General features: G+C 61.2%; 10 protein-coding genes. 5 read left to right on the plus strand and 5 right to left on the minus strand.

Going from position 1 to position 13769, the window contains the following annotated elements; all coding sequences use genetic code 11:
* Nucleotides 1-72: 72 nt before the first annotated feature.
* Both G5193_RS05145 and G5193_RS05150 read left to right on the plus strand, forming a co-directional pair.
* The gene (locus G5193_RS05145) at nt 73-618 is read left to right on the plus strand and encodes a DUF882 domain-containing protein (RefSeq protein ID WP_005338458.1); all 546 of its coding nucleotides are present in this window, start codon (nt 73-75) and stop codon (nt 616-618) included.
* 47 nt (nt 619-665) lie between these two features.
* Entirely contained in the window at nt 666-917 is a 252-nt protein-coding gene (locus G5193_RS05150) for a lipoprotein (protein ID WP_005338457.1), read from the plus strand.
* An 85-nt stretch (nt 918-1002) separates the two neighbouring features.
* Here the strand turns inward: G5193_RS05150 and G5193_RS05155 are convergent, their stop codons facing one another.
* Nucleotides 1003-1617, minus strand: a complete 615-nt coding sequence (locus G5193_RS05155; protein ID WP_005338456.1) for a trimeric intracellular cation channel family protein — start codon at nt 1615-1617, stop codon at nt 1003-1005.
* Nucleotides 1618-1763: 146 nt separating this feature from the next.
* Nucleotides 1764-2528: a sulfate transporter CysZ gene (gene cysZ, locus G5193_RS05160; RefSeq protein WP_005338455.1), complete on the minus strand. Its 765-nt coding sequence runs from the start codon at nt 2526-2528 to the stop codon at nt 1764-1766.
* A gap of 214 nt (nt 2529-2742) precedes the next feature.
* Here cysZ and G5193_RS05165 point away from each other — a divergent pair, with 214 nt between their 5' ends.
* From G5193_RS05165 to ligA, 3 genes are all read left to right on the plus strand, one after another.
* Nucleotides 2743-6117, plus strand: coding sequence for an AAA family ATPase (locus G5193_RS05165; protein WP_421205217.1), 3375 nt, complete (start codon nt 2743-2745; stop codon nt 6115-6117).
* 15 nt (nt 6118-6132) lie between these two features.
* Nucleotides 6133-7302: a cell division protein ZipA gene (gene zipA / locus G5193_RS05170; RefSeq protein WP_421205219.1), complete on the plus strand. Its 1170-nt coding sequence runs from the start codon at nt 6133-6135 to the stop codon at nt 7300-7302.
* A 99-nt stretch (nt 7303-7401) separates the two neighbouring features.
* Nucleotides 7402-9414: an NAD-dependent DNA ligase LigA gene (ligA, locus tag G5193_RS05175; protein WP_421205221.1), complete on the plus strand. Its 2013-nt coding sequence runs from the start codon at nt 7402-7404 to the stop codon at nt 9412-9414.
* 198 nt (nt 9415-9612) lie between these two features.
* On the opposite strand, the gene ygjK is transcribed toward ligA, so the two are convergent.
* From ygjK to G5193_RS05190, 3 genes are all read right to left on the minus strand, one after another.
* Nucleotides 9613-12093: an alpha-glucosidase gene (ygjK, locus tag G5193_RS05180; RefSeq protein ID WP_421205222.1), complete on the minus strand. Its 2481-nt coding sequence runs from the start codon at nt 12091-12093 to the stop codon at nt 9613-9615.
* 195 nt (nt 12094-12288) lie between these two features.
* The gene (locus G5193_RS05185) at nt 12289-13089 is read right to left on the minus strand and encodes a helix-turn-helix transcriptional regulator (protein WP_421205224.1); all 801 of its coding nucleotides are present in this window, start codon (nt 13087-13089) and stop codon (nt 12289-12291) included.
* Nucleotides 13090-13100: 11 nt separating this feature from the next.
* Entirely contained in the window at nt 13101-13637 is a 537-nt protein-coding gene (locus G5193_RS05190) for a YbhB/YbcL family Raf kinase inhibitor-like protein (protein ID WP_005353872.1), read from the minus strand.
* Nucleotides 13638-13769: the final 132 nt, after the last annotated feature.

Here is a 13769-nt window from a genome sequence, read left to right on the forward strand (position 1 = left end):
GCGCCTGTATCACATTCAGTCAGTGATCTTATTCAACTATTTTCGCTTGAATCTGCGATGGACGAACCCCTTATGCTGGAACAAGAGATAAGTCGACGTCGCCTGTTGCTGGGAGCCGGTTGCCTGCTGGGCAGCTCGCTGATCTCCTTCCCTGCACTGGCCAGCCGCAGTACCACCGGGCGTGAACTCAGTTTCTTCAATCTCAATACCGGCGAGCGGGTGCGCGCCAGCTATTGGGAAAATGGCCACTATCTGAGCGACGGGTTGGCCGAGCTCAACCACATCTTCCGTGATTACCGGCGCAATGAAGTGTTCAACATCGACAAGAAACTTTTTGATCAACTGTTTCTGTTGCAGCACAAGCTGGGTCGGCGCAGCGAAATCCAGCTGATCTCCGGCTATCGCGCCCCGGCGACCAATCGTCAGAAGCGCCACAAGAGCCGCGGCGTGGCCAAGCACAGCTACCACACCCTGGGGCAGGCGGTGGATGTGCGGATCCCCGGCGTACAGCTGGCCCATCTGCGCAAGGCGGCGCTCCAGCTCAAGGTGGGTGGGGTCGGTTACTATCCCCGTGATAACTTCGTTCACCTCGATACCGGCCCGGTGCGCAGCTGGTAAAGGGGTTGGCAAGCTGCCAAGCTCTTCCCACCAGAGAGGAGATAGCGATGAAAAAGATAGTGATTGGCGGCCTGATCGCCCTGTTGTTGACCGGTTGCAGCAAGCTCAACCGTGAAAATTACGACCAGTTGAAGATGGGGATGAGTTACGCCGAGGCCAGCACCATTCTGGGCAAGGCGGAGCGTTGTGATGATGCCTTGGGCACTACCAGCTGCCTCTGGGGCGGGGAAGGGAAGAACATCAAGATCCGCTTTATCGCCGACAAGGCGACCTTCTTCAGCTCGGAAGGGATTAACTGAGTCGCAGACCGTCCATGAAAAAAGCGCCGCTCGGGCGCTTTTTTGTTGCTCGCAATCCAACCCGCCTCGCCAGAAGCTGGCGTACTCAGTGGGTCGCGTACTGGTAGTTGAAGGTGGGCAGACCCCACTTGAAGCGTACCGCCAGCAGCCGCAGTACAAAGCCGATCCCGATGGAACCGAACGCGGCCCAGTTGGTCGGCAAGCCCTGATCCAGCGCCAGACAGTAGAGGGCTGCGGTGATCAGCGAAATGGCTGCATAGAGCTCGCGACGAAATACCAGTGGAATGCGCTGGCAGAGCAGATCCCGCAGCACCCCGCCAAAGACCCCGGTCACTACCGCCATGATGCAGGCAATACCGGCGCCGTGGCCCATATCCAGCGCTCGGGCCGCACCGAAGATGGAGAAGACCACCAGTCCCAGGGCATCAAGGGCCATGAACAGCTTGCCGAGGTAGCGCATCAGGGGGGCGGAGACCACACCCGCCATCGCGGCTGCGGCAACCAGCAGCACGTATTCCGGATGTTCAATCCAGAGCAGCGGATAGTGGCCCAGCAGCACATCGCGAATGGTGCCACCACCGATGGCCGTCGCCGAGGCGATGATCACCACACCAAACAGATCCATCCGTCGCCGACCCGCGGCCAGCGCGCCGGTCATCCCTTCGGCCACCAGGCCAACCAAGAAGAGTGCATGTAACATGAGATATCCCAGGGAACGAGAAAGGCCAGAATCCTACCAACTCGTGTCATATGGGACAAGCTATCGAATGCATGCATTAATTTAATTCATGCTAAATGTGAAAAAGGCACCGTTTCGGGTGCCTTTTTCTAATCAATGTTCAAGGGTTAGCGCCCCAACTGCTCCTGCCGGTAGTGATCGACCCACATGGCGGTGGCGCCACAGATGGCGACCGGCATCACGAAGAGGTTCACCACCGGAATGGCGGAGAAGAGGGTCACCAAAGCGCCGAAGCTGAGGCACTTGCCACGGCGTTGCTTCAAGGCGTCACGCATGGTGATGAAGTCGATCTTGTGGTTGTCGAACGGATAATCCACATACTGGATCGCCATCATCCAGGCGCTGAACAGGAACCAGAGCACAGGCGCCAGGGTCTGGCCCACCACCGGGATCAGAAACAGGATCAGGCAACCGATAGCCTTGGGCAGGTAATACTTCAGCTTGGTCCATTCGCGGCCGAAGGTACGTGGCACATCCTTGACGATATCCAGCATGCCGCTGTCATTGGCGGGCTGGCCGGTGAGGATCTGCTCCACCTTCTCCGCCAGCAGGCCGTTGAAGGGGGCTGCTACCCAGTTGGCAACCGAGCTGAAGATAAAGGAGAAGACCACCAGGATGGTGATGAGGGCGATGGGCCACAGCAGATAGTCCAGCCAGTCGAGCCAGGCGGGGATCTGCTGATGGAGCCAGGCGAACAGGCCGTCCAGTTGCAGCAGCAGGGCATAGAAGGCCCCGGCAAACAGCACGAAGTTGACCAGCAGGGGGATCAGCACAAAGGTGCGGATGCCCGGTTGGCGAATAAGGGAAAAACCGCGCAGAAAGTAGTCTGCACCGCTGATTGAATCTTTGACCATATGGGGTGATTGGCTCATGTGAGCTCCATCTATGCATGGGAGAACTGCCAGCATATTACAAACAAGCCTTTGATTTGGTAAAGTCGCCGACTATTCCTTATTTCGTGCCGTGGCGACTGAAAATCGGGCATTGAATGGGGATGATGCCTGCATATTACAAACAAAGCCGGGTCTGGATTTGGTAAAATCGCCTGCCCGCCTCCTCATTATTTAGCCACTGATACAGGTCGCCATGCGTCTGAAACTGATCAAACTCGCCGGCTTCAAGTCGTTCGTCGAGCCGACCCGCATCGAACTGTCGGCAGACATGACCGCCGTGGTGGGCCCCAACGGCTGTGGCAAATCCAACGTCATCGACGCGGTGCGCTGGGTGCTGGGGGAGAGCTCCGCCCGCCATCTGCGCGGCGAGAACATGACCGATGTCATCTTCAACGGCTCCATCAATCGCAGTGCGCACGGGCGCGCCTCGGTCGAGCTGGTGTTCGACAATCCCCACAACCGGGTGCCCGGTGAGTTCGGCCGCTTTACCGAGATCTCGGTGCGCCGCGAAGTGCTGCGCGACGGCTCCAACCACTATCAGATCAACGGCCAGAAGTGCCGCCGCAAGGATGTGACCGACCTCTTCCTCGGCACCGGTCTTGGCCCCCGCAGCTACGCCATCATCGAGCAGGGCACTGTCAGCCGACTGGTGGAGTCACGTCCGGCCGATCTCAAGCTCTTTATGGAAGAGGCCGCCGGGGTTTCCCGCTACAAGGAGCGGCGCCGCGAGACCGAACAGCGCATTCGTCACACCCAGGAGAACCTGGAGCGCCTCGGCGATATTCGCGGCGAGCTGGGCTCGCGCCTTGACCACCTCAAAGCCCAGGCCGAGACCGCCGAGCGCTACAAACAGCTCAAGAGTCGTTCGCGCGCAGCTCGCGCCGAGCTGATTGGCTCCGAGTTGTGGGCGCTGGAGACGCGCCTTGGCGAGGCCAAAACCGAACTGGCGCAAGCCGAGCAGGCGCTGGCGGCGCTCGATGCCAAGCGCACCGCCGATGAGGGGCGCCACGTCACCCTGTCGGTCGCCAGACAAGAGGCGCAAGCCGAGCAGGCGAGCCGTCAGCAACAGATTTTTCTCGGCGGGCAGGCCATCGCCCGTCTCGAGCAACAGCAATTGCACCAGAGTGAACTGGGGCGCGACTGGCAGGCCCGTGCAGAGGCGCTGGGCGAGCGGATCGCCACCCGCAAGGCTCAGCTTGCCAGCCAGCAGGATCAACTGACCGAAGGGGTGTTGCGCGCCGAGCAGGAGAGCGCCCGGCTGGAGCAGTGTGAGCAGTTGCTCACCGAGCAGCAGGAGGCCCGCCAGCAGGCTAGCGAGGGGCTGGAGCAGGCCCGCCTGCGCCAGCAGCAGTGGCAGCAAGAGTTGGCCGGGTTGCAGGGCCAGCTCAACCAGACTCGCACCCGGTTGGGTGGCCTGCAGGAGCTGCAAGCCAAGACCCGGCTGGCCCGCCTCAAGCTGGAAGATGAACGCGCTGGCCCCCTCGGTACAGAGGCCGACGATCTGCAACCGGCCCTCGATGCCCTGAGTGGTGAGCTGGAGCTGACGCGGGCGGCCAATGGCGAGCTGACCGAGCAGCTGGCGCAGGCGGTCGACGCCCATGAACAACTCAAGCAGCAGCATGGCCAGCAGTTGAGCCTGCAGCGGGAGTTGGAGGCGCGGCTGGCGACCCTGGATCAGATCCTCGGCGAACAGATGGAGGGGGCGACCCTGGCGGATCGACTGCAGGTTGCCCCCGAGTGGGCACAGGCACTCGACAAGGTGCTGGGTCGCTGGCTCACCGCAACGCCGGCGGACGAGTGCGATCTGATGCAAGAGGGGCTCTGGATTGGCCCGGCGCAACCGGCGGTTGCCGGTACGCTGGCGGCGCAACTGGGCGGCGAGCACATTCCCGCCTTCCTCAACGCCATCTGGCTGGTGGAGAGCCGGGAGGCCGCATTGATCCGCCAGCCAAGCCTTGCGGCCGGTGAGTCGGTACTGACTCCTGCTGGCGACTGGCTGGGGCCAAACTGGGCCGATTTGGGACAGGGCGCGGCGCTCGGCACCATGGCGCTGCTGGGTGAGCGTGAGCGGTTGCATACCGAGCAGGAGAAGGTTGCCGCTGGGCTGGCACAGCTGAGCGAGCAACTTGTGGCTGCCGATGCCCGGCGTGCCCAGCTTGCCAGTGCGCAGGAGTTGTCGCAGCGAACCTTGCGCGAGCAAGAGCAGAAATGGCAACAACTGCGCGAAGCCTGGAGTCTGCAACAGGGTCAGCGGCAGGAGCGGTTGCAGCGGCTCGGTCAGCTCGGCGAAGAGCTGATCCGGCTCGATCAGGAGCAGGCCGAAGAGGCAGAGCGACTGGCCAGCGCCCGTGAACAACTGGAACTCGATGAGGCACGCCTTGCCGAGTTGCAGGTGCAGGGGGAGCCGCTGAAGCAAGGGTTGCAGCTCGCTCAGGAGCTGCTGACCCGCTGCGAGCGGGCGGTCGACGAGGCCCGTGCGCGCCGCGAGCAGCAACAAGCGGCCTGCCAGCGTTTGCAACTGGAGTTGGGCAATCTGCGCCAACTCATAACCCTGGGCGAAGAGGAGTTGGCGAGGCTTGGGCTGGAGCTGGCCGGGCTGAAAGGGCCGGATAGCGAGGCAGTGCCGGATCTGGCGCCCCTGCTGGCCGAGCAGCGCAATCTGGAGGCGCAGCAGCTCGCCTGTCATCAACGGCTTGCGGAGCTGGAGCGCCAGCTCGGTGAGCTGGAGCAGGCCAGAAGTGCCGATCACAAGCAGTTGGTGACGTTGCAAGAGAAGCTGGCAACCCTGCGCCTTGAGCGCGAACGCAACCTCACCCGTCGACAGGGGCTGCACGAGCAGTTTGAAGAGCTGGGGGTTCGACTGGTGGATCTCGATCAGGCGGTGTTGATCGCCGCTGATCGTGGCAAGCTGCGGCAGGAGATCCAGACTCTGGAGGCGCAAGTGGAGGCGCTCGGCGCCATCAACCTGGCGGCGCTGGAGGAGTACGAAGAGGCGAAAACCCGGGCAACCTATCTTGAAAATCAGTGCCAGGATCTCGAGCAAGCGCTGGAAACCTTGAGCCAAGCCATTAAAAGAATTGATAAAGAGACACAAATACGGTTCCGGGACACTTTCGATAAGGTCAACGAAGATTTAAAATCCCTGTTTCCAAAAGTGTTCGGTGGGGGCAGTGCCTGGCTTGAGCTCACCTCCGATGATCTTTTGGAGGCCGGAGTGAGCATCATGGCGAGACCTCCGGGTAAGAAGAATGCTACCATTGCCCTGCTTTCCGGGGGGGAGAAGGCGTTAACCGCGCTTGCGCTGGTTTTTGCCATCTTCAGACTCAACCCAGCACCTTTTTGTCTGCTGGATGAGGTGGATGCACCGCTCGATGAAGTGAACGTCGGTCGCTTCTGTTCTCTTGTCAAAGAGATGTCGAGCACAGTACAGTTCGTTTACATCAGTCATAATAAGGTCTCCATGGAGATGGCTGAGCAGCTGGTTGGCGTCACGATGCAAGAGCCCGGGGTTTCTCGCATTGTGTCGGTCGATATCGGTGAAGCCGTCGCTTTGGCTGAGCAAAACTAGAAAGAGAAGCAGCTAATGCAGGAATTGCGTTACATCTTGGTTGCCCTGGGCGGTATTGCTATTGCGGCATTGCTCATTCACGGGTTGTGGAGCAACAAAAAGAATCGTCAGGCACCGATCAAAGAGAAACCGATTGGACGGATGGACTCCAAGTCGCGGGATCGTGATAACGACGCCTTCGACAGCGATGGCATCGGCCAGGTACGCGTGGTCAGTGGTGGCCGTCGTGCCGAGCCCAAGCTGCGCAGTGAAGAGAGCCGCCAGCCGGAACTCGGTCGTCGCCCTGCCGTCCCCGCCTTTGATGATGAAGATGACGAGGACGATCTGCCGCCGCCCGTAGTGCGCAAGCCTGCTGCCCGCCCGGTTCCGCCGCCTCCTGTCTATGAAGAGGAGCAAGCGTTCGACGAACCGCTGCCCGAGGAGATCGACGAGGCGCCCGCCGCGCCGGTGCGCAAACCTGCTCAGGTCAATCGTCGTACCCCGGTCTACCGTTCCCGTCCCCAGCGCGAGCCCATGATGCAGTCGCTGGACGACGAGCCGCTGGTCGAGCCCGCCTACGCGACCGCCCCGACTTTTGGTGCCCGTGCAGAGACAGTCCGTACCGCCGACACCGTTCGTGCCGAACCGGTGCGTGCTCCCGAGCCGGATTATCAGCCGCAGCCCCGCCATGTGGCTCCCGAGCCTGTTTATGAAGAGCCGGCCTATGTGGCACCTGCTCCTGTGGTGGAAGAGCCGCGCATGGCGCCCCAGCCGGTCGAGAAGATCTGGCAGGATGTCTATGTCATCAACCTGATGGGCCGTCCGGGTCACGACTTGCAAGGTGCGACCCTGCTCTCATCCCTGATGGCGCTGGGCTTCAAGTTTGGCGAGATGGATATTTTCCACCGTCACGAAGATCCCAACGGTAAGGGTGAAGTGCTCTTCTCCATGATCAACATGGTCAAGCCAGGCACCTTTAACCCGTACCGGATGGAGCAGTTCACCACGCCGGGCGTGTCGCTCTTCATGCAGTTGCCGCTGCGCAGCAACGCCGCGTTTGCCTTCGAGGACATGCTGCAGGCTGCCGATCAGCTGGCCAGCGATCTCGATGCCATGCTGACCGATATGGATCGCAGCCCGCTGAGCGACGAGACCATTGCCCGTTACCGTCACGAGCTGGCTGCCTACGAGGCCAGTCGCGACTAATACGCCATGCGGGTCGAGTGAAGAAAAAGTGCGGTACCCAGGTACCGCATTTTTATTTCTACCCCGGCCGTATGTTCAATCACACTTCGAGACTTTTTCATGAGCGACACCCTCTCCCGCCACCGTCAATTGTGTGAACTGCTTACCGAATATGGTCACCAGTACTATGTGCTGGATAACCCCACAGTGCCGGATGCCGAATACGATCGCCTGATGCGCGAGTTGATTGCGCTGGAGGCCGAGCATCCCGAGCTGAAAACCCCTGCGTCCCCCAGCGTGCGGGTCGGCGGCCAGCCGCTGACGGCGTTCAGTCAGGTGCGCCACGAGATCCCCATGCTCAGTCTGGATAACGTCTTTAGCAGCGAAGAGTTGCAGGCGTTCGAACAGCGCATGAGCGATCGCCTCAAGCGTGACGTGCGTTTCACCTTCTGCTGCGAGCCCAAGCTGGACGGTCTGGCGGTGAGCCTGCTCTACGTGGACGGCCAGCTGGTGCAGGCCGCCACCCGGGGAGATGGCGCCACGGGGGAGGAGATCACCGAGAACGTGCGCACCATCAAGGCCATACCGCTCGCCCTGCGGGGCGAGGGCTGGCCAGAGCGGCTGGAAGTGCGTGGCGAAGTCTTTATGCCCAAGGCCGGTTTCGAGGCGATGAACGCCAAGGCGCTGGCCGCAGGCGAGAAGGTGTTCGTCAACCCGCGCAACGCCGCCGCCGGCAGCCTGCGTCAGCTCGATTCACGTATCACCGCCAGCCGTCCCCTGAGCTTTTACGCTTACGGTGTCGGTGTTGGCGGCGAGCAACTGGGCGACTCCCACTTTGGCCGTCTCACCCAGCTCAAGGAGTGGGGGCTGCCGCTCAGTCCCGAGGTGAAGCTCAAAGAGGGGGCAGCCGGTTGTCAGGCGTTCCACGACGACATTCTGGCCCGCCGTGGCGAGCTCCCTTACGAGATCGACGGCGTGGTCTACAAGGTGGATGCTATCGCTCTGCAAGAGGAGCTGGGCTTTGTGGCCCGCGCCCCGCGCTGGGCGACCGCCCACAAGTTCCCGGCGCAGGAGGAGATGACAGAGCTTGAGAACGTCGAGTTTCAGGTTGGTCGCACCGGCGCCGTGACGCCGGTGGCCAAGCTCAAACCTGTGTTTGTTGGCGGCGTCACCGTCTCCAATGCCACTTTGCACAACGCCGACGAGATCGAGCGCCTTGGCGTGATGGTCGGCGATACCGTGATCGTGCGCCGGGCAGGGGACGTGATCCCGCAGATCGTGGCCGTGGTGGAGGCACAGCGCCCTGTTGATGCGCGTGAAATTCTCTTCCCGACCGAGTGCCCGGTGTGTGGTTCGGCAGTGGAGCGGCTGGAAGGGGAAGCGGTTGCCCGCTGCTCCGGTGGCCTGTTCTGCGAGGCGCAGCGCAAGGAGGCGATCAAGCACTTCGCCGCCCGTCGCGCCATGGATGTGGACGGCCTTGGCGACAAGATTGTCGAGCAGCTGGTGGACAAGGGGCTGGTGAAGACCCCCGCCGATCTCTTCAGCCTCAATGCCATCCAGCTGGCCGGTCTTGAGCGGATGGGGCAAAAATCGGCCCTCAATCTGGTGGCTGCTATCGATGCTGCGCGCAGTACCACCCTGCCGCGCTTCCTGTTTGCCCTGGGGATCCGTGAAGTGGGGGAGGCGACTGCGCTCAACCTTGCCAACCACTTCCTCACCCTGGATGCCCTGCGCGCGGCCTCGGTGGAGCAACTGCTCGAAGTGGCCGATGTGGGTGATGTGGTGGCCAAGCATGTCTACTACTTCCTGCGTCAGCCCCACAACGTGGAGGTGCTGGAAGCCTTGCTGGCTGCCGGCATCCAGTGGCCGGCCATCGAGAAGAAAGAGGCCGCGGAGCAACCCTTTGCCGGCAAGACCTTCGTGCTGACCGGCACCCTGACCACCTTGTCGCGCAACGACGCCAAGGCGGCATTGCAGGCGCTGGGGGCCAAGGTGGCGGGCTCTGTATCTGCCAAGACCGATGTGCTGGTCGCGGGGGAAGCGGCCGGTTCCAAGCTGGCCAAGGCACAGGAGCTTGGCATTACCATCTGGAGCGAAGAGGAGTTGCAGCAGGCGCTGCAAGGCCAGAGCTGAGTTCGTCTCTCTGATAAAAAAACAACCCGGTATTCGTGCCGGGTTGTTTTTTATTCCCCCGCTATCACCATTTTTTGCGGGGGTGCAGCAAGCGCCTGAGCAATATTTCCCGAGTGTTCAGTTTGCTCAATCAGTATGGCAACACTCTACAAGGCCACCTGATGCATCAAGCCGAAGGGGGGCATCCTCTCTCGAGGCTTATTCCTGTGGCTTGAGGAAGTTGCGATAGAGCATATAGAGGTGGGCCGAGCTCCAGCTGAAGTTGCTGGCCCCCTGCATGGCGCCGGTCTCCGGATTGTAGTTTTCGCGGATGGGGCCGCTGCCCGCCAAGCCCTCTGCGTTGTTGAACAGCTTGTTGACCAGAGCCTCGGCATCGCTGCGATAGCCGTAGTTCTCCAGCCCCTTCACCCCGAAGTAGAACTGATCGAGCCATACCCGGCCGCGCCAGTAAATATTGGGGTCGTAGGCCGGGTTGGTCAGCGCGGCTGTGCCCAGGGGAATCTTTGTGTTGAACTCCTGGGCGTTGAGCATCACCTCGCGCACCCGCGCCGCTTTCTCCTTGTCGGCGACTTCTGCCCAGAGCGGGCTCCACCCTTCCGGGCCACGGCCGCGGGCGGTCAGCAATTTGCCGACGCAGCCGTTGCCGTCAGCCACATCCCCCTGAGCAATCTGACGATCGTAATAGAAGCCTGACGCCTCATCGAACATGCAGCTGTTGATGTAACCAGCCAGCTGGGTCGCGCCATCGCGGTAGCGGCTCGCGTCGTCCGGCTTGCCAAGCAGGTCGGCCATGTCTGCCAGAATGCGTTTCTCTTTGGCGAGGAAGGCGTTGAGCTCCACCGACTCCTGATCGATGGAGAAACCGATCAAATCGCCATTGTCCTGATGGTTTTCAAAGAAGGCGACGTTCCAGTCCTGACGTGCCTTGGCCAAATCTCCGCCATAAGTCTTGTCGGCATAGCGTTGCAGCTGGCCCGGTTCGATAAAGCCGAAGCGGGCGGCGTTGTCCATGCCGGACTCCCAACCGGCGCCGTGCTGGGCACCGATATCCATGTCGCTGTAACCGCCCACGTTCAACACCTGTTGATAGAGCGGCATTCCGGCGCAGGCATACCAGCCATCCCCCTCACTGGTACAGCTTGAGAGATCCAGCCCGGCGGGAATACCGTTGGAGTACTGCACCTTGAAGGTGATATTGCCGTACTCGTCATTGTGCTCCACATGCTTGGTGGCGCCATATTCGATGATGCCGTTGCGGTTGTTGTCCCGCGCGCGGTACCACCAGTCGTGGTAGGCCTGCAGCTTGGGATACATCTCGGCGATAAAGGCCTTGTCCTTGGTGGCGCTGTAGATTTCCCAGATAGCCCAGGCGGAGAGGGGCGGCTTGGTGTCGCGCTCGTTCCAGTTGCCGCCATCGCCACCGCGATCCGCCAGCTTGTTGTAGAAGACGGCGTCGATCACCATGCCCGCATCTTGCGGTCGCACCGGGTCATCCGGCTGCACCTGATAGTCATACATGGCGCGCACGTTGTTCTTGGCCACCTCAGGGTTGAAGTGCGCCATGGCATAGGCGTGCTTCCAGCTGTCCCAAGCCCAGACGCCGTCGAACCAGCGGGCGGTATTGGAGGGGGTTACCCCGTCGTGGAGGATGGCGCCAGCCGGGGAGCGCCAGTTGCCATTAAGGGTCTCCATCGCCTTGACGGCGATGCGGCGCTCCGACTCGGGGATACCCTGATTGGAGAGACCCTTGGCAAGGTAGTCCTCCCAGCGGCGGATGGAGTCGGCAAAATAGCTGGCCGGGTTGGCCAGCAGGGCTTGACGGCTCTGCTGATAGCGGCTGGCGTCATCTGCGGAGTGGAGATAGCTCTGCAGGGTGTAGATATCCTCGCTCCCCTTGGCGGCCAGGGTAATGCTGGCGTCGCTTTGGTAGCCCAGTGTCTTCTGGTCGAGGGTGGTGCGACTTGGCAGGGTGCGGTCGATTCGATAGCGGGCGCTGCCGCTCTGCATGATGTTCCAGGTGCTGCGCAGTTTACCGAACTGGAATTCGATTCCTTTGTCGCTCTCGCTGATGGTGCGTGTCCAGCCTGGATATTTGCTGGCAATCGTATCCTTGGCATCCCATTGATTGAGCAACTCGCCCTGCCAGTTGAGGTTGAGGGTGAGCGGTGCATCGGTCTGGTTGATGAGTCGGGTGCGGATAAGAGCGGTACGGGCATCGCCATAACGCAGCTCCAGCTCCAGCGTAAAGGGCTCGAACTCGAAGCGTTGCACCAGTGCACCGGGAATGGCGTACACCTCCTGCTTGCGGGCGCTGGTGAGCGGGAACGGGCGCCCGCTCGCATCGCTGAGGGTGAGCTTGTCCAGCTCGCTGGCAAAGAAGAGGCTGTACTCCTCGGAGATGACCATGGGGCCGGTAAAGCCCCCCCACTCCTTGTCGCTCGCAGGCAGCAGGAAACCGTGCCATGCCCCCAGATCGAGCAGTGGGTTGTATTTGAGGTTGGAGTAGCTGTCAAAGTCGCGGAATTGGGTCGGAGTTCCCCGACGGTCGATCACGTCCTTGTACTGGATGGCCTGCTCCGGTTTGGCGACTGTGCTGCTCTCTGTCTGGTTATCGTTGCAGGCGGTCAGTCCGAACAGGGCGGTGCCGAGGGCTATCGAGAGTAAAGTTTTACGAAACATTTCTCGCTCCAATTCCGTTTATGTAGGTTAAAAGGAAGATTTTTTACGCTTATTTTTAGTGAAAAGGTGTTCGGTAGCCATTGTATGGCAAGGGGAAAGGGAGCGCTGGCGCGAGATCACACTCTGAAGAGGCGGCAATGTGAGCGGGATCACCGGGTTACATCAGGTTACATAGAATGGTCTTTAAGTAATATTTTACTTTTCGTTGCTCGCCAATCTGGCAGGGCAGGTGTGCAGGTATTGGTGGGGCGTCAGGCCGAACTCCTGTTTGAAGCGGGCGGCAAAGCGGCTTGGGGAGTCATAACCGCAGGCGAGGGCGACCTCCAGCGGGGTCAGGCCCTGCTGCAACAGGTTGAGGGCGTGGTTCATGCGCACCTGAGCCAGCAACTGGCGAAAGCTGCGACCTTCGGCGGCCAGCTTGCGCACCATGGAGGCGCGGCTCATGGAGAAGTGGGGGGCCACCGCCTCCAGGGTGTGGTCAATGCCGGGTTCCACCGCCAGGTAGCGTGCCAGCCGCTCTGCGAGGGTCATGGTGCTGGCGGGAAAGAGTAACCCGAGGGCGTTGGCGGCCCGCAGTTCGGCATAGAAGCCGCGCAGCAGTTCGGCCTGGGTCGCCTCGCTCAGTCCCCGTTCGGCCATGGTGCTGATGAGCTCAAAGCAGAAGGCGAGCCCGGGGGTGACCTTGACAGCGGGTTCCTCCAGATCGGCGTGGGAAGGGGCTGACTCGGCCAGCCATTCTGGTGGCGGCGGAGTGAGCAGCGTGATGGCGTGGGAGCGAAACTTGCCCTGCTCCGGCTGATTGACGAAGGTGAGCTGGTGGCCTGCCGGGATCAGCAGCCACCGCTCCCTGTCAAACGACAGACGCCGCTCGCGCCACCATAGTTGCTTGCTCCCCTGGGTGACCCAGATGAGGGTTGGGGCATAGATGAGCACCCGATGCAGGGGCTGCTGGCGGATCCCGAGATAGTGGCTCTGTTGCAGCAGGGGAGTGCTCATCCGGTTGGCTCCTAGGGAGTGACGAAGGTGGCGGTCAGGGTGGCCTTGCCGAGCGCCATGCTATTGAGCATGTAGCCTACCATAGCGGGCGGGGTATCAGCCTTTACCTCGAGATCATGGGGCAGGGCCCAGGCGGTGAACTGATAGCGGTGCATGCCGTGACCAGCGGGCGGGCAGGGGCCGCCGTAACCCTGGCTGCCAAAGTCGGTGCGGATCTCCAACCCCTGCTTGAGCTTGCCGGAGGCATTGCTGGCAAGCTCGCTCTGGGTGGCAGGCAGGTTAACCACCAGCCAGTGCCACCAACCGCTGCCGGTAGGGGCATCGGGGTCATAGGCGGTGATGGCAACACTCTTGGTGCCTGCCGGCAGATCCTGCCAGCTAAGTTGGGGCGAGTGGTTGTCGCCGCTGCAGCCAAAGCCGTTGAAGCTGAACTGTTTGTCCATCAACTGGCCTTCGTGAATGTCCGTGCTCTTCAGGGTCATGGCAAAGGCTGGCATGGCCGTCAGGCAGAGCAGTGGCAACAGGGCACTCTGTTTGAGCAATTTCATCGGGTGACTCCTCGTGTGGTAACGGGTTCACTTTAACGAGGGCAGGGTAGAATGTTATTGCAGAACGGCTCAATGTGAGGTCAATTGGTGAGTTAATTGAGCCTTTGGGTGGTTTTATGGCAAGAAGGTAAA

This window comes from Aeromonas sp. 601027 (assembly GCF_049174455.1).
Lineage (GTDB): Bacteria > Pseudomonadota > Gammaproteobacteria > Enterobacterales > Aeromonadaceae > Aeromonas > Aeromonas veronii_A.